This is a genomic window from Kitasatospora sp. NPDC001683 (genome assembly GCF_053596495.1).
In genome coordinates this window covers 43225-60133 of record NZ_JBSFGK010000019.1, presented here as the reverse complement: position 1 = coordinate 60133, position 16909 = coordinate 43225, and the positions used below count along the sequence as shown (strand labels likewise).

At 71.8% G+C, this 16909-nt stretch carries 15 protein-coding genes; 14 read left to right on the top strand and 1 reads right to left on the bottom strand.

Going from position 1 to position 16909, the window contains the following annotated elements; genetic code table 11:
* Window positions 1-179 precede the first annotated feature (179 nt).
* From ACWCYO_RS13170 to ACWCYO_RS13120, 11 genes are all read left to right on the top strand, one after another.
* Entirely contained in the window at window positions 180-1652 is a 1473-nt protein-coding gene (locus tag ACWCYO_RS13170; protein WP_270147331.1) for a nitroreductase family protein, read from the top strand.
* 3 nt (window positions 1653-1655) lie between these two features.
* On the top strand, window positions 1656-3092 hold the full coding sequence (locus ACWCYO_RS13165) for a class I adenylate-forming enzyme family protein (RefSeq protein WP_449784286.1): 1437 nt from the start codon (window positions 1656-1658) through the stop codon (window positions 3090-3092).
* Window positions 3093-3115: 23 nt separating this feature from the next.
* On the top strand, window positions 3116-3385 hold the full coding sequence (locus tag ACWCYO_RS13160; RefSeq protein WP_270147333.1) for a hypothetical protein: 270 nt from the start codon (window positions 3116-3118) through the stop codon (window positions 3383-3385).
* Entirely contained in the window at window positions 3378-4127 is a 750-nt protein-coding gene (locus ACWCYO_RS13155) for a dihydrodipicolinate reductase C-terminal domain-containing protein (RefSeq protein WP_449784285.1), read from the top strand. Before ACWCYO_RS13160 ends, ACWCYO_RS13155 begins: the two co-directional genes overlap by 8 nt.
* Window positions 4124-4858 carry a class II aldolase/adducin family protein gene (locus ACWCYO_RS13150; RefSeq protein ID WP_270147336.1) on the top strand — a complete coding sequence of 245 codons (735 nt, stop codon included), beginning with the start codon at window positions 4124-4126 and terminating at the stop codon, window positions 4856-4858. Before ACWCYO_RS13155 ends, ACWCYO_RS13150 begins: the two co-directional genes overlap by 4 nt.
* Window positions 4855-5553 carry a 4'-phosphopantetheinyl transferase family protein gene (locus tag ACWCYO_RS13145; protein WP_270147337.1) on the top strand — a complete coding sequence of 233 codons (699 nt, stop codon included), beginning with the start codon at window positions 4855-4857 and terminating at the stop codon, window positions 5551-5553. Before ACWCYO_RS13150 ends, ACWCYO_RS13145 begins: the two co-directional genes overlap by 4 nt.
* A 14-nt stretch (window positions 5554-5567) precedes the next feature.
* Window positions 5568-6740, top strand: a complete 1173-nt coding sequence (locus tag ACWCYO_RS13140) for an acyl-CoA dehydrogenase family protein (RefSeq protein WP_270147338.1) — start codon at window positions 5568-5570, stop codon at window positions 6738-6740.
* Between the two features lie 17 nt (window positions 6741-6757).
* Complete coding sequence (locus tag ACWCYO_RS13135; protein WP_449784284.1) at window positions 6758-8389, top strand: GMC oxidoreductase; 1632 nt, start codon at window positions 6758-6760, stop codon at window positions 8387-8389.
* The gene (locus ACWCYO_RS13130) at window positions 8386-9372 is read left to right on the top strand and encodes an aldo/keto reductase (protein WP_449784283.1); all 987 of its coding nucleotides are present in this window, start codon (window positions 8386-8388) and stop codon (window positions 9370-9372) included. Before ACWCYO_RS13135 ends, ACWCYO_RS13130 begins: the two co-directional genes overlap by 4 nt.
* 62 nt (window positions 9373-9434) lie before the next feature.
* The gene (locus ACWCYO_RS13125; protein ID WP_270147342.1) at window positions 9435-10211 is read left to right on the top strand and encodes a class I SAM-dependent methyltransferase; all 777 of its coding nucleotides are present in this window, start codon (window positions 9435-9437) and stop codon (window positions 10209-10211) included.
* A 262-nt stretch (window positions 10212-10473) separates the two neighbouring features.
* On the top strand, window positions 10474-11391 hold the full coding sequence (locus ACWCYO_RS13120) for a PEP/pyruvate-binding domain-containing protein (RefSeq protein WP_270147344.1): 918 nt from the start codon (window positions 10474-10476) through the stop codon (window positions 11389-11391).
* A gap of 54 nt (window positions 11392-11445) precedes the next feature.
* On the opposite strand, the gene ACWCYO_RS13115 is transcribed toward ACWCYO_RS13120, so the two are convergent.
* Window positions 11446-11949 (bottom strand): FBP domain-containing protein, encoded by a 504-nt coding sequence (locus ACWCYO_RS13115; RefSeq protein ID WP_270147345.1) that lies wholly within the window; start codon window positions 11947-11949, stop codon window positions 11446-11448.
* A gap of 233 nt (window positions 11950-12182) precedes the next feature.
* Here ACWCYO_RS13115 and fusA point away from each other — a divergent pair, with 233 nt between their 5' ends.
* From fusA to ACWCYO_RS13100, 3 genes are all read left to right on the top strand, one after another.
* Window positions 12183-14315: an elongation factor G gene (fusA, locus tag ACWCYO_RS13110; protein WP_270147347.1), complete on the top strand. Its 2133-nt coding sequence runs from the start codon at window positions 12183-12185 to the stop codon at window positions 14313-14315.
* A 145-nt stretch (window positions 14316-14460) separates the two neighbouring features.
* Window positions 14461-15057 carry a TetR/AcrR family transcriptional regulator gene (locus ACWCYO_RS13105; protein ID WP_270147349.1) on the top strand — a complete coding sequence of 199 codons (597 nt, stop codon included), beginning with the start codon at window positions 14461-14463 and terminating at the stop codon, window positions 15055-15057.
* Between the two features lie 718 nt (window positions 15058-15775).
* Entirely contained in the window at window positions 15776-16906 is a 1131-nt protein-coding gene (locus tag ACWCYO_RS13100) for a radical SAM protein (protein WP_449784282.1), read from the top strand.
* The last annotated feature ends 3 nt before the right edge of the window (window positions 16907-16909 follow it).

The following is a 16909-nucleotide window of genomic DNA, read 5'->3' as shown; positions in this document are numbered from 1 at the left end:
TCTACACGGCCTTGATCGCCTCTGGCAAGATTATTTCACCGGATTAATTGGAAATCCCGTTCCCCGTCTTCGGCAATGCTCACTCTGCGTACGCAATCACCTTGGCGCGTCTCATCCGCCAGTGGCAGCCGCAGGTGCTGACGCCGCTCCGTCTTGGCAGGAAAGGAGAAGCGAAACCGGTGAACGATCAAGACTCTCTGGTGTGCGACCGGGCCGCAGGGCACCCCCTGGGGGGCCTGGCCGACCCGGCCGACGGGCTCGGCGCCGAGCGGGCCGAGCAGACCGCCCAGCGCCTGTGGCGGCGGATGACGCTGGTCGCCGCCCCCGACGGCACGCCGCGCCCGCGGCCGATGGCCGTACCCGCCGAACTGCACGCCGCCCTGGCCCTGTTCGAGGCCTCCGCGCAAGGCTCCGCCACCGGCGGTCACAGCGCCCCCTCGGCCGGCGCGCTGCAGCCCTACGAACTGCGGGTGGTCACCGGCGGTCCGGACGGGCCGCGGGTGTTCTCCGTGGACGTGGCCCGGCGCACCTGCTACCTCACCCACGAAGGCGAGGAGGTGGACAAGGCGCTGTGCGACGGCGGCCTCGCGCTGCCGGGCCCCGACGCCAGCCTGGTGCTGCTCGTGGTGCGGCCCTGGCTGTCCATCCGTAAGTACGACGAACGCGGCTATCTGTACGCCCAGTTGGACACCGCGCACCTGGGCACCCATCTGCTGTGCCTGGCCGCGGCCGGACACCGCCGGGCGCGGTGGCTGACCGGTGCCGCGACCGGCCCGCTGAACACCCTGCTCGGCCTGGGGGACGACTACCTCCTGCCGCACAGCGTGCTGCTGCTGGACGGCCCGGCCGGCCACCGGTCGCCCGAGCCCGGCGCCTGGAGCTGCACCGACCACCGGGACACGCACCGCTCGCCCCGGCGGCCCGAGCACTTCGAGTACCGATGTTGGCAACAGCTGGCCGAATTCCGTCACGAATGGCCGACCGCGTCCTCAGGCACCCCGCCGCTCAGCCTGCTGGACGGCACCGAGGCGGCCGCGGCGCCGCAGCCGGCCCAGCTGGCCCGGTTGGCCCGGCTCGCCGCCGTCCGGCGCTCCGCCAAGGACTTCGGGCCCGGCCCGGTGCCGGCCGACGCGCTTCGGCGGGCGCTGGCCGTCATGAGCACCCCGCTGCCCACCGACCTGCCGCCCGCGGACGGCTTCGGCGCCACGCTGGTCGCCCGCCGGGTGGACGGTCTGGCCCCCGGCGCCTACCGCGTCCTGGGCGCCGGTACCGAGGACGCCGCACCCCGCGGTCGCGTCACGAGCAGTGACGACGACCTGGTGCGGATCTGCATGGGGCAGGAGCACCTGCGTCACACGGCCGCCGCCGTCGTCTTCCACGGCCGCCGGGAGCAGGTCTTCCGGCACGGCATGGCCGGGATCGACCACGCGCTGCTGCGCGCCGGGGCCCTGGCCCACCTGCTCTACCTGGGCGCCACCGACGCCGACGTGGCGATCACCACCATCGGTGGCTTCGACGCCGCGGCCTGGCACCGCCTCGCCGGGCTGACCGATCAGGACGAGGTCCTCTACGTCGCGATGCTCGGGCCGCGCGGCGCCGCCGCCCGAAAGATCGACCGCCTGCAGGGCGCCTACGCCCACGGGGGGCGCTGACCGATGCTCGCCGACATCATGACCAAGGCCCTGCGCGACGGCGGCGGCCGGGCGCAGGTCACGGACCGTCACACCCGCCTCACGCACCGGGAGCTGGACCGGGCCGCCGATGAGCAGGCCACCCAGCTGCGCGCCCTGCTCGGCCCCGGCGAGCGGCACCGGGTCGCCATCCAGTCCGGCAACTCGGTCGCCTACCTGGTCGCCTACCTGGCCGTCCTCAAGGCCGGCAGCGTGCCCTTCCTGATCGACCGGGCCAGCGGCCCGCGCGAGGTGCAGCTCATCTGGCAGGACTGCGGGCTCGACCTGCTGCTCCAGGACGAGGCCGCGGCCGCGCCCGAGGTCGGCACCCCGCGCGGCACGCTGGGGTCGCTGCTGGCGACCGGCCTGCCCGCGCGGGAGGACGCCCCCGCGCTGCACGACCTGACCCAGGTGTGCCGGTTCACCTCCGGCTCCACCGGCCGTCCCAACTGCATCGAGTTCGCCGGCACCGCGGTGCACCGGGCCGCGGCGAACTGGGCCGAGGGCACCGGCCTTTCGGGCGGCGACAGCATCCTGTGCTTCGCCTCCCTCTCCAACGGCCTGGCCTTCAACACCTCACTGCTCTCCGCCTTCCTGGTCGGCGCCGACCTGCACCTGGGCAGCGGACTGCCCACCGGCGGCGCGGTGTCGCGGCTGCTCGCGAGCACCGCCGCCACCCGGCTGGTCGGCTTCCCGGCGCTCTACGAGTCGCTGGTCCGCCGCCCCGCCGACGGCACCGCACCGCCGAACCTGAGGATGGCGGTCTCCTCGGCGGCGCCGCTGCGCCCCGACACCCGGAGCGAGTTCACGGCGCGCACCGGCGTGCCGCTGCAGAACTACTTCGGGGTGGCGGAGGCGGGCCCGCTGACCTTCGCTGCGGACCCGCTGACCGATCCGGGCCTGGGCCAGCCGCTGCCCGGCGTGCGCCTGCGGGCCGGCACCGCGGCCGCGCCCGAGGTGGTGCAGGTGCACAGCCAGTCCATGGGCACCCGCTACCTCAACGCCCCCGGCGTACTGGAGGGCCGCATCGACCAGGACGGCTTCTACCACACCGGCGACACCGGCTACCTCAGCGACGGCAGCCTGGTGCTCACCGGACGCACCAGCCAGAAGATCAACGTCGGCGGGCGCAAGATCGACGCCCTCGAGGTCACCCACGCGCTCCTCGACGTCCCCGGCATCACCGACGCGGTCGTCTTGGAGACCCCCGACCGGCACGGTGGCAGCGCACTGGCTGCCGTGATCACCGCCGAACCCGGCTTCGACCCGGCCGAGGGGCGCCGCCGGCTGTCCGAGCGCATCGCCGCCTACAAGGTCCCCAGTCTCATCCGCGTCGTGCCCCAGATCCCCCGCGGCTCCACCGGCAAACCCGCCATGGCCCAGCTGCGCGGCCTGTTCGACACCACTGGCCAGCCCCAGTGACGACCCGCCAGGAGAACGCAGTCATGCCCGTGTCCCCGAACCAGATCCGTCCGCGCATCGTGCGCATCGTGCTCGGCTCCGCCGAGGGCGATCTGACCGAGCAGGCCCTCGCCGCCGCCAACTGGTCGCTGCCAGCCGTCAGTTACTCCTCCCTCGCCTACATCCGGATGATCGACACCGTGGAGAACGAGCTCGGTGTCTACCTGGACCCGGAGGAGGACAGCGAGCGCTTCGAGACCATCGACAGCATCGTCGACCTGGTCTGTCAGCAGCTGGAGTCCGGCGATGCCTGAGCCGGTCCTGGGGATCGTCGGCACCGGCCGGCTCGCCGCGGCGGTCGGCGGACTCGCCCAGGCCGAGGGGCACTCCGTACGGGTCTACGAGCCCCGCGCCGTGGACACCTGGCGCCAAGGCCCCGCGGCCGACGTCGTCATCGACTGCTCCGCCCCGGCCGTCACCGGCCAGGTCGCCGACCTGTGCGGTGAGCTCGGACTGCCGCTGGTCGAGTGCGTCTCCGCGCTGCCCGACGCCCAGTTGCAGCGACTGCGAGCCCTGGCCGCCGGGGTGCCGGTGGTGCTGGCCGCCAACCTGTCGCTGGGCAACTACCTGCAGACCCGCGCCCTGCGCAGCGTCGCGCAGGTGGTGACGACGATGGCGCGGGCCGGCATCGACGGCGCCGTGCCCGAGGCCGCCGTGCTGGAGCGCCACCCGGCCACCAAGGCCCACCGGCCCAGCACCACGGCCGAGTTGCTGGCCCGGGAGTGGACCCGGCAGACCGGGGCCGACCCCGCCGACGTGGCCTCGCTGCGCCACGGGCCCGCCGTCAGCGACCACACCGTCAGCCTCGGCTGGCCGGAGCAGAGCCTGGTGATCAGCCATCACGTCGCCTCGCTCCGGGCGGCCGCGGCCGGCGCCATCGGGGTCGCGACCTGGGCCGTGGGCCACGCCCCCGGCAGCTACACCGTCCACGAGGTGTTCGACGACATGGTGGCCGCCATGGCGCGCGCCACCGGCCGAGCGGAGGAGAGCCAGTGACGGCGACCACGACCGAACGCCGGGTGCCGACCCGGATGGCCGAGCAGATCTCCCTGGGCGCCCGGATGCTCTCCCTGGACGGACACGACGACTTCAACCAGGGGCAGATCTCCGCGCGGATGCCCGGCTCGGACACCTTCTACATCAAGAACGCCCTGGTCGGGTTCGACGAGGCGAGTCCCGACCAGATCGTGGCGGCCGACACCAATCCGGCGGCCCCCATCGATCCGCTGGCCCCACCGGAACTCCCGCTGCACCAGGCGATCTACCGCGCCCGCCCGGACGTCAACGGCATCGTGCACAGCCACGCCCCGCACACCCTGGTGTTCGGCGCCACCCACCTGACGCTGCGACCCGTCTCGCACGACGGCGCGCACTTCGTCGACGCCCTGGGCCTGTTCACCCTGACCAGCAACACGGTCCTGGACCAGGAGACCGGCGAGGCCATCGCGCACGCGCTCGGCGACGGCAACGGCGTCCTGCTGCGCAACCACGGCTCGGTGGTGATCGGCCGGAGCGTGCGGCACGCGGCCGTGTTCGCCCAGGTCCTCGAGCGCGCCTGCCGGCTGCAACTGCTCGCCGAACAGGCCGGCGTCCCCTACAGCTGGTCGAGCGACAAGGACGTCGCCCTCAAGCGCGACTTCATCTACGCCGACCTGTCGGTGCGCTCGTACTGGGACTACGCCGTGCGCCGGGTCCGGCGCACCTGGCCGGACATCAGCACGTGGTGAGTGGCCACGCCACCCCCGGCATCCTGGTGGCCGTCTGCGACGCCGCCACCGCCGCGGACCGCTACGGGCACCTGCTCAGCGCGGTCGAACGGACCCGTGCGGCGGCCTGCCCGCCGCACCGGGCCCTGGAGTTCACCGCCGGGCGCGGACTGCTGCGGTGGGCTCTGGACCACACCCTCGGGGCGGGGGCCGCCGCCAGCCGGATCGTCCTGACCGACCGCGGCAAGCCCGTGCTGGCGGACCTGCCGGCGACCGGCATTAGCCTGTCCCACAGCGGCGAGACCGTCGCCGTCGCCGTCGCCGTCGGCCGCGCCGTCGGCATCGACGTCCAGGCACCGGTCCCGATCACCGACGGCCTGCTGCGGCGCTGCTGCACACCCGAGCAGCAACGCGAACTGGCCGCCCTGGACCCCGACCGCCGTCCCACCGCCCTGGCCCGGCGCTGGACGATCCTCGAGGCGCACGCCAAGGCCACCGGACGCGGTCTGACCCGTCGGCCGGGCCGGTTCCCCGGGCCGCTGCTGGCCCGGCGCGGGCACGGCCGGGACTTCGCCTGGCGCACGCTGCCCCCGCTGGGCGGCTGCGCCGCGGCCCTCGCCTTCGACGGACCCGCCCACCGGGTCCGCCTGCGCATCGCGCTGCCGGCCGGCACCCCCGGCCCCCGCCGTACCGTCCACGACACCCATCCTCACTGAGAGGCGCCGACCCGATGACCGATCTACCCCTCGTCGCCGACGGGCCCCGGATATCGACCAAGGAGGCGGTGCGCGAGCTACTGGCCCTGGCCGAGGAGCTGGCGGACAAGGAACTCGCCCCCAACGCCGACAAGTTCGAGGCGCAGTCGCACTTCCCGCGGGAGATCCTCGACACCCTCGGCCGGGCCGGGCTGCTCAGCCTGCCCTACCCCGCCGAGTACGGCGGCGGCGGCCTGGGCTACGAGGAGTACCTCACCGTCCTGGAGATCCTCGCCCGGCGCTGGCTCGCCGTCGCCCAGTCGGTCAACATCCACGTCCTGTCCTGCTACCCGGTGGCCGCCTACGGCACCGACCGCCAGCGCGAGCGGTGGCTGCCGGACATGCTGGGCGGCCAGCGGCTCGGCGCCAACTGCATCTCCGAGGCCGAGGCCGGCTCCGACATCTCGGCGCTGGCCTGCACCGCCCGCCTGGACCGCGAGCAGGACACCTACACGCTCCAGGGCACCAAGTCCTGGATCAGCCACGCCGGTCAGGCCGACTTCTACAACATCTTCTGCCGCACCGGGGGCGAGGGCGCGCGCGGACTGTCAGTGCTGCTCACCGCCGCCGACACCCCCGGTCTGGTGGTGCAGGGCCTGGAGAAGAAGATGGGCGCGCGCTCGTCACCCACCGCGGCCATCGCCCTGGACGGCGCGCAGGTGCCGGCCGAGCGCCTGATCGGCCGGCCCGGCAAGGGGTTCCTGATCGCCACCGGTCTGTTCGACCGCGGCCGCCTGGGCATCGCGACCTGCGCCGTGGGGCTGGCCGCGGCCGCCGTGGATTACGCGGTCGCCTACACCAAGACCCGCCGTCAGTTCGGGCGCCCCGTCGCCGACTTCCAGGGGCTGGCCTTCATGCTCGCCGACATGTCCACCCAGGTCGCGGCCGCCCGCGCGCTGGTCCGCGAGGCCGCCCAGGCCCTCGACCGGGGGGCCGCGCCCTCCGCCGTCACCGCCGCGGCCGCCCGCGCCAAGCTGTTCGCCACCGATACCGCGATGCGCGTCACCACCGACGCCGTGCAGGCCCTGGGCGCCTACGGATACGTCCAGGACCACCCGGTCGAACGCTGGATGAGGGAGGCCAAACTGCTCCAGATCATCGAGGGCACCAACCAGATCCAGCGCGTCGTCATCGCCCGTTCGCTGTGACCGAGGGGACCGCAGCCGTGTCCGAACCGCACTTCACCGAGCACGTCGACGTCGTCATCGTCGGCAGCGGCCCCACCGGGGCGGCCTACGCCCGCCTCATCACCGATGCCCGGCCCCGGGCCCGGGTGCTGATGGTCGAGGCCGGCCCCGCCGTCACCGACCCGCCCGGCGCGCACCTGGCCAACCTGACCGACGCGGGCGAGCGCGAACGCGCCGTCATCGCCTCCCAGGGCCCCCACCAGCACCGCTACCCGCTCTCGGCCGCCTCGGCCGTCGCCCAGCACCGGACCCCCGAGGACCGCGCCCGCGCGCTCCTCACCCGGCCCGGGCTGATCCCGGCGGGCTCCGGCGAGCCCGCCGACGACGGCCTGCCGGCGGCCCAACAGGCCTGCAACGTCGGCGGCATGGGATCCCACTGGTTCGGTGCCAGTCCCCGTCCGGACGGCACGGAGCGGATCCCGTTCCTCGACCCCGCCGTCCTGGACGAGGCCCTCGCCGTCGCCGAGCGACTGCTCGACGTCTCGAGCACGCAGTTCCAGGGCTCGGCCTTCGCCGCCCACCTGCAGCAGGTGCTCGGCGCGGACCTGGACGAGGACCGCGCCCCCGGGCGGCGGGTGCAGCCCATGCCCATGGCGGTCCGCAACACCCCGGCGGGCCTCCGGCGCTGCGGCACCGACGTGGTCCTCGGCGACCTGGCCGCCGGCGCGAACCCGCACTTCGAACTGCGCCCCGACACGCTCTGCGAGCGGATCCTCACCGCGGACGGCCGCGCCCTCGGCGTCCGGCTGCGCGACCGGGCCGACGGCACCGCGTACCAGGTACGGGCCGAACACGTCGTGGTGGCGGCCGACCCGCTGCGGACCCCGCAGCTGCTCTTCGCCTCCGGCGTGCGCCCCGGTGCCCTGGGTCGCTACCTCAACGAGCACTCTCAGGTCTCACTGCTGGCCGAGGTCGACCTGCCCGAGGCGGAGGCCGTGGCCGCGGAGTCGACGGGCCCGGCGCCGGTGATGTCGGACTCCACGGTCTCCACCCTCGCGGCCAGCGGGGTGACCTGGATCCCCTGCGACGGCGAGGAGTACCCGTTCCACGGCATGCTCACCCGGATCGACCCGGCCACCCTGGCCCGCCCCGGTACCGGCGAGCCGCCCGCCAAGCCCCTGCTCTCCATCCACCTGTTCACCGCGCAGGAGCCGCGGCGCGACAACCGGCTGGAGTTCAGCGACACCGACCAGGACTGGCTGGGCATGCCGGCGATGACGATCCGTCACACCCTGGGCGAAGCGGACCGCCGCACCCTGCGCCGCGCCCAGGCCGAGGCGCTGCGACTGAGCGCGCTGGTGGGCAGGCCGCTGGCGGGGGAGAGCCCGTGGATCCTGCCCGGCGGCAGCTCCCTGCACTACCAGGGGACCGTGCGGATGGGCGCCGCCGACGACGGCAGCAGCGTCTGCGACCCGGCCTGCCGGGTCTGGGGCCTGGAGAACCTCTACCTGGCGGGCAACGGGGTGATCCCGACGCCCACGGCCTGCAACCCCACGCTCACCAGCGTCGCACTGGCCGTGATCGGCGCGCGCGACCTGGTGCGCCGACTGCCTGACACCACCCAGGCCCTGGCCGTCGTGTCAGGGCCGTCCGAAGGGAAGACCACGTGATCCACACACGGCTCGGCCGCACCGGACTGCGCGTCAGCAGACTGGTCCTCGGCACCGTCAACTTCGGCGGCCGGGTGGAGGAGCCCGAGGCGCACCGGCTGATGGACCACGCCCTCGCCCAGGGCATCAACGTCGTCGACACCGCCAACACCTACGGCTGGCGCGTCTACAAGGGCCACACCGAGGAGGTCATCGGCCGCTGGCTCGCCAAGCAGCCCGCCCGTCGCGACCAGGTGGTGCTCGCCACCAAGGTCGGCGACCCGATGAGCGACGGCCTCAACGACCAGGGCCTGTCCGCCCGCAACATCGTCGCCGGCTGCGAGGCCTCGCTGCGCCGACTGGGCACGGACCACATCGACCTGTACCAGATGCACCACATCGACCGGTCCGTCGGCTGGGACGAGATCTGGCAGGCGATGGACCTGCTCGTCACCCAGGGCAAGGTGCGCTACGTCGGCTCCTCGAACTTCGCCGGCTGGGACATCGCCTCCGCCCAGGAGGCGGCCCGGCGCCGCAACGGCCTGGGACTGGTGTCCGAGCAGTGCGTCTACAACCTGGTCACCCGCCACCCCGAGCTGGAGGTCATCCCCGCAGCCGCCGCCTACGGACTAGGCGTCATGGTCTGGTCGCCGCTCCACGGCGGCCTGCTCAGCGGCGTGTTGCGCAAGATGCGCGACAACGACGCCGTCAAGTCGGCCCAGGGCCGGGCCGCGGAGGCCCTGCTGGAGCACCGGGACACCATCGAGGCCTACGAGAAGCTGTGCGCCGACTTCGGCACCGATCCCGCGCAGGCGGCGCTGGCCTGGACGCTGTCCCGGCCCGGGGTGACCGCCGCGGTGATCGGTCCGCGCACCGAGCAGCACATCGACGGTGCGCTCGCCGCCCTCACCTCACCGCCGCCCGAGGCCCTCCTGTCCCAGCTCGAGCAGCTGTTCCCGCCGGTCGGACGGGGCGGCCCGGCCCCCGACGCATGGCTCTCCTGACCACCACCCCCACGGATCCGCCGGACCGGTCGGCCCGGCACCACTCGAAAGGACAACCTCCCATGACGGCAGAGAAGTTCACCGACCCGCTGATCGTGCCGCACGAGTCAGCCCAGGACCGCGACGCCCGTGAGCGCCTGACCAAGCTGCTCGTCGAGACGCCGATCCCGCCGCAGTACCTGATCGACAACCTCGCCGTCTACATGCGCCGCCACCAGCTGGCCGACCTGCTGTCCATGGACCAGCTGTACCGCATGCTGGGCGACGTTCCGGGCACCATCATGGAGTTCGGCGTCCTCCACGGCCGCCACCTGGCCACCCTGACCGCGCTGCGCAGCATCTACGAGCCCTACAACTCGCTGCGCCGCATCGTCGGCTTCGACACCTTCACCGGATTCCCCGAGGACATCGACTCGGTCGACAAGGTCAGCACCAGCGCCGTGCCCGGCCGCTTCGCCGTGCCCGACGGTGAGGTGCAGCATCTGCGCGAGGTGCTCGCCGCCCACGAGGCCACCGAGCCCTTCGGCCACACCCAGCGCTCCTTCGTCGTCCAGGGCGACGTCCGCGAGACGGTGCCGCAGTACCTGGCCGACAACCCCGAGACGATCATCGCCATGGCCTACTTCGACCTGGACCTGTACCAGCCGACCAAGGAGCTGCTCGAGGCGATCAAGCCGCACCTGACCAAGGGGAGCATCCTGGCCTTCGACGAGCTCGCCCACCCCAAGTGGCCGGGCGAGACCACGGCCCTGCGCGAGGTGCTCGGCCTGGACTTCGCGCCGCTGAAGCAGCTGCCCGGCCGTGAGCCGCCGGTGATCTACATGCAGTGGGGTCAGTGACGGCGAGACGGGTCGCGGCGGCGTCGGCGCCCCCGCCCCGGAAACGCGTCGGGTGCCGCCGGCCACGGCCGGCGGCACCCGACGCGCTGTGCGGTACGGCACGCAACACCGGCGATCGGGTGAGGAGGAGGCACCGGTGATATCGGAACAGACGCGACTGGTTGCGACGGCGGATGCGCGGGGCGGACGCCGGGCGACGGCGCCGGCGGCGCACCGACTGGTCTTCCCCGGGGGCGCTACGCAGGCCGCCGATCCGCTACTGGTGGGGCACAAGTTCGCGCGTCAGGCTTGGCTGCTGGCGGCCGGGTACCGGGTGCCGGAATTCGTGTGCGTGTCGGTCGAGGCCTTCGACACGGTGCAGGCCGAGACCGGCATCAGCGCTCCGGCCGTGCGGGATTCCGGGGAGCTGGCGGCCTGGGCGGCGCGGGCCCGTGCCCAGGTGCGCGGCGCCGGGGTGCCGGACGGCCTGGCCGCGGCGCTGCTGGAGGCATACGACCGCCTGACCGACGACGGTGGCACCGTGGCGGTGCGGTCCTGTGCGGTGCCTGCCCGGGCAGGGGCGCCCGGCGGCGGGGAGGAGGCGGCCCCGGCCCCGGGCGGCGGCTTCCTGGTGGTCGGGCGCGATGAGCTCATCGACCGGGTGTCCCAGTGCTGGGCCTCGGCCTTCACCGCCGAGCGGGTGCTCGACCGCTTCGCCCGCGGCAGTGACCCGGCGGCGACCCGGATGGCGGTGGGGATCCAGCGACTGGTACGGGCCGAGCGGTCCTTCGTGGCCGTCAGTCGCGAGCTCCGCAGCGCCCCGGACATCGCCGACCAGGCTCATCTGGCGGCGGCCTACGGACTGGGCGAGGGCGTGACGCGAGGGCGGGCGGACGTCGACCGCTTCTCGGTGGACGTCGGCACCGGGGTGGTCGAGCTGCGCACGGTGCGCAAGACCCGCCGACTGGTGCCCGCCGACACCGGGGGAACCACCGTCACCGAGGTGCCCGAGGACCTGGCGCACCGTCCGGTGCTCGACGTCCAGACCGCACGGCGGATCGCCCGGCTGGCCCGCGGGCTGGAGGGCCACTTCGGCGGGCCCCAGGAGATCGAGGGCGCCATCACCGCGGACGGCGAGATCCACCTCGTCCAGGCCCGCCCGGCGGTCGTCACCCGGGTCGGGCGGCGCTGGCCCCGCTGAGAGCGGCCGGTACGGCTTCGGCGGGGGGCCGAGGCCGTACCGGCCCCACAGTTCCTAGGCCGTGACGACCTTGGTCAGGAACTTCGACAGGTTCGCCCGGGTGCGGGTGATCTTCTCCTCCGTGGTGAGGTTCTCCTTCATCCGGATCCCCGACGCGTTCGCGCGCTTCTTGTCCCGGACGTACAGCGAGCAGGCGAGGTCGCTGCAGAAGTACTCGCCGGCCGACGCGTACTCGTCGTCGCTGACCCGGCGCGCCTTACGCGCCGTCATCAGGGATACGCCCGAGGCGACATGCGTGGTCAGGCAGATCGAGCACATGGAGCCGTAGTGGGCGCCGGCGGTCCGCTGGGCGAAGCGCAGCGCAACGCCGACGAGCCGTCCGTCGTGCTCGGCGACGATGTAGCTCCGGTTGGGGGCTCCGGGGTCCCGCCAACCCAGGAAGTCCATGTCCTCCCAAGGGAGTTCGGCAAGGTAGCGCGGCAGTGCGATCCGACTCGCCTCCCCCTTGGTGCAGTTGACGAACGATGCGCGGATCTCCGGGTCAGTCAGTGCCTTCATGCTTCCTCACGATAGCGCCCCTGTGTATATTAGGCAAAAGCCAATCCATCTTAGGTATAGGGTCGTGTCCAGCGGATCCCCCGCTCACACCATGGGTGCCCCACGGCATCCGTCGAGCGCCATGTCCGGTGCCGTCCGTTCTGAACTCGGCTGTTTCCGCCGAGCTCTGACGGTAAGTCATCGGGAAAGCCCGGCTCGACCATCCGTCCACTGCGCAGGAAGTACTGATCGTCATGGCTGAGAACTCGCTCGACCTTGCTGCCGTCCGCAACATCGGGATCATGGCGCACATCGACGCGGGCAAGACGACAACCACCGAGCGGATCCTCTTCTACACCGGTGTGTCGTACAAGATCGGCGAGGTCCACGACGGCGCCGCCACGATGGACTGGATGGAGCAGGAGCAGGAGCGAGGGATCACCATCACCTCGGCCGCGACCACCTGCCACTGGGAGTTGGACGGAGTCGACCACACCGTAAACCTGATCGACACCCCCGGGCACGTCGACTTCACCATCGAGGTGGAGCGCAACCTGCGGGTGCTCGACGGCGCGGTCACCGTGTTCGACGGAGTGGCCGGTGTCGAGCCGCAGTCGGAGACGGTGTGGCGGCAGGCCGACCGCTACGGGGTGCCGCGGATCTGCTTCGTGAACAAGCTCGACCGCACCGGCGCCGACTTCCTGCGCTGCGTCGACATGATCTCCGACCGGCTGGGGGCGCACCCCCTGGTGATGCAGCTCCCGATCGGCGCCGAGGCCGACTTCCGGGGCGTGATCGACCTGGTGCGCATGAAGGCGCTGCTCTGGTCCCCGGACGCGGTCAAGGGCGAGATGTACGACGTGCTCGACATCCCGGCCGAGCACGCCGAGGCCGCCGACCTGTGGCGCGGCCGGCTGCTCGAGGCCGTCGCGGAGAACGACGAGCAGATCATGGAGCTGTACCTGGAGGGCACCGAGCCCACCGTGGCACAGCTGGACGCCGCGGTCCGGCGCATCACGATCGCCTCCACCGGGGCGGGCGGCAGCAGCACCGTCACGCCGGTGTTCTGCGGTTCGGCGTTCAAGAACAAGGGCGTCCAGCCACTCCTGGACGCGGTGGCGCGCTACCTGCCCTCGCCCCTGGACATCGGCGCGGTCGAGGGCCACGCGGTCGCCGACCCGGAGGAGGTCGTGCGGCGCAAGCCCAGCGACGACGAGCCGCTCTCCGCCCTGGCGTTCAAGATCATGTCGGACCCGCACCTGGGCAAGCTCACCTTCGTCCGGATCTACTCCGGCCGCCTGGCCTCCGGCAGTTCGGTGCTGAACCCGGTCAAGGGCCGTCGGGAGCGCATCGGCAAGGTCTACCGGATGCACGCCAACAAGCGCACCGAGATCGACGCGGCCGGGGCCGGCGACATCGTGGCCGTCATGGGCCTCAAGCAGACCGTCACCGGCGAGACCCTGTGCGATGAGCAGCAGCCGGTCGTCCTGGAGTCGATGGACTTCCCCAGGCCGGTCATCGAGGTCGCCATCGAGCCCAAGTCGAAGGGCGACCAGGAGAAGCTCAGCGTGGCGATCCAGCGCCTGGCCGAGGAGGACCCCTCTTTCCAGGTCCACGCGGACGAGGAGACCGGGCAGACCGTCATCGGAGGCATGGGGGAGCTGCACCTGGAGGTGCTGGTCGACCGCATGAAGCGGGAGTTCCGGGTCGAGGCCAACGTCGGCAAGCCGCAGGTCGCCTACCGCGAGACCATCCGCAAGGCCGTCGAGCGCGTCGACTACACCCACAAGAAGCAGACCGGCGGGTCCGGCCAGTTCGCCAAGGTCCAGATCGCGATCGAGCCCCTCGAGGACGGCGCGGAGGCCACCTACGAGTTCGTCAACAAGGTGACCGGCGGGCGGGTGCCCAAGGAGTACATCCCCTCCGTCGACGCCGGCTGCCGCGAGGCGATGAAGTTCGGCGTCCTGGCCGGCTACGAGATGACCGGCATCCGCGTCACTCTGCTCGACGGCGGCTACCACGAGGTCGACTCCTCCGAACTCGCCTTCAAGATCGCCGGTTCGCAGGCCTTCAAGGAGGCCGCCCGGATGGCCCACCCCGCGCTCCTGGAGCCGATCATGGCCGTCGAGGTCACCACCCCCGAGGACTACCTGGGCGAGGTCATCGGCGACATCAACTCCCGCCGCGGCCAGATCCAGGCCATGGACGAGCGCGCCGGCGCGCGCCTGGTGCAGGCCCTGGTGCCGCTGTCCGAGATGTTCGGCTACGTCGGCGACCTGCGCGGCAAGACCTCCGGCCGGGCCAGCTACAGCATGCAGTTCCACGGCTACGCCGAGGTCCCGCGCGCCATCGCCGAGGGGATCATCGCCAAGCTCCGGGGCGAGTGAGCCACCGGTGTCGCCCGCGTCCCGCACCATCGCTCCCCGGCGGTGCGGGACGCGGTGCTTCATCGTCGCCCCGCCGAACCGGAAGCCTTCCGTCGTCCCGCCCTGCCGTCCGCGTCGGGCCGGGCATGCTTGAGGAGCGAACGAATTGGGTGCACGCGTCGGCCTGACCACCAGCCGCATCGTCCACGCCGCGGCCGACCTGGCCGACAGTGTCGGCTTCGCGAACGTCACCATCTCGGCGCTCGCGCGCGGCTTCGGAGTCAAGGACGCCAGCCTCTACTCCCACATCGGGGGCCTGCAGGAAGTGCGCACCCGGGTGGCTTCGCTGGCGGCCGAGGAACTGAGCAGCCGCCTCGCCGAGTCCATCGCGGGCCGGTCCTCGCCCGGTGACCGCCTCGCCGCCTTCGCCCACGCCTACCGGGGCTACGCGCTGCGCCACCCCGGCCGCTACGCGGCGACCCAGCTTTCGGCGGACACCCTCCCGCCCGCCGACACCGGCGGGTTCACCCACAGCACCGGACTGACCTACTCGGTGCTGCGCGCCTACGACCTGCGCGAACCGGACCTGACCGACGCGGTCCGGATGATGCGCAGTGCCTTCCACGGCTTCATCGACATCGAGTCCACCGGAGGGTTCGGGCACCCGCACGACATCAACGACTCCTGGTCCAAGATCGTCGTGTCACTGCAGCAGATGCTCGAGCGCTGGCCCCGCGCCCGCCGTCCCGAGCCGGGGGCGTAGCGGCCCGGTCGCGTGCCCGTGGCCCGGGGGGCGGGAAGTCCCCCAGGCCACGGGCTGGAGCACCTCTTCAGAGGCCGTAGTTCTGCTCGAACATGCCTCTGAACTGCGAAAGTAGGGGCCTCTTGGAAGCTCAGGCGTCCCGATCGGACGTGCCCCCAGTGAGCCGGCGCGCAGTCGCTCCACTGGCGCAGAGGTGTGAGCCGAAGGCTTGAGGGGTCGAGCGGTGGGTGCGGGTGCTGCTGGAAGTCGGGTGCGTGGTGCGTCACCGATGTCAGCAGATGTACGCAACCAGAGGTCATCTTCAATAACGCCCCAGGATTGTCGTGGCATATCTCCGGCATCAGGAACAACCAAAGGGGCGACCTTGAGCCGGCCGCGAAAGGGCTCGAAAAGTGGCGAGTGGCCTGCCTTGGGCCAGGTGTGGTTCGGGGGATAGGAGGCTGTCGCAGTGGCTGATGACGAGTTCTCGCTACCGATCATTCAGGGAAATCACGGGAGGCTCGACAGCTGTGATTGGGCGGCGGAAGGGAATGGGCGGACGCAGTTTGGAGGGGAGTCGGCAAGGGGAGCATAGAGCGTGTCGTTGTGGCGATCACTGATGTTCCCCCCGGATGGGCGGAGGGCGGATAAGTAGTGCCCCTGTGGGGGTGGCCGTGCCATCTGGCGCCCGTGCTCGCTGTTCTGCTTTCCTTATTGATCGGATCGTCGAGGGGGAGGCTTGCGCAGTTCACTCGCGAAGAAGTTGTCGATCATTTCGAACGGCCTGCAATTCGATCTCGATATGTTCGCGTCGAGATCGGAGGAGTACTACGAGAACACCTACGGATACTGCGTCACCAACCGAGGCGTGGAGCGGGGCCACCGCTTGCCGCAGGTGCTGCTGCTGGGCGACGAGCTCGTTGTCTCCGTACTCCGCCGGGAGGGTTCGCCGTGGAGTCTGCGTTTCGAGGGTGAGGACCTGTGCCTCTACCACGAGGGACGGTTCAGTCAGGTTGTCGGCCTCCCGGAGGCTCTGCCGTTCTTCGGCAAGGAACTCAGCGACGGCGTGCTCACCGATGACGTCATCTCCGCCTACGGGGCCGTGACTCCGGGGTTCTTCCTCTACCCGGACTGCCACTACTTCGACCGGGGAGCGCAGTGCCGCTTCTGTTCCCTGCGGGCGGCGCGCAGCACGGTGGCCAAACCGCTGGTCAAGGATTTCCCGCGGCAGCGGATCATGGAGGCCACCCGGCACATCCAGAACTCCGGGTGGCGCGTCCCCATGATCACCAACACGACGGGCACCCCGTTGGACGACGAAGGTGTGCGGCGCACGGTCCTGGAGCCGCTCCGGGCGATCCACGACGCCTGCGCCCCCAAGATCAAGATGCACCTGCTGACGCATCCGCCGCAGGATCTGGGGCTGATCGAGGAGTACAAGCGGGCCGGCGTCACCTCCATCGCGTTCAACATCGAGATCTACGACCGGGACCTGTTCGCATCGATCTGCCCCGGCAAGGACCGGCTCTACGGCTACGACAAGTGGTGGGACGCGCTGGACGCCGCGCGGGAGGTCTTCGGCGACTACCAGGTCTACTGCGGCATCATCTGGGGCCTGGAGCCGCTGGCGAGCAGCATGGAAGGGATGGAAGCGATCCTCGATCGACGGATCGGGCTGGCCACCAACGTCTTCCACGCGGATCCCGGGACGGCGATGGCGAGGCGCCCTCAGCCGTCCGTCGCGGACATCACCGCGCTGGCCGAACGGGAAGCGGAGTTGTACCGCAAGTACCCGGACGCCGGGACGATCTACGACGTGAGCATGCGCAACACGATCGACTGGGAAGTCCGCAACGGCTACATGGGGTGATCG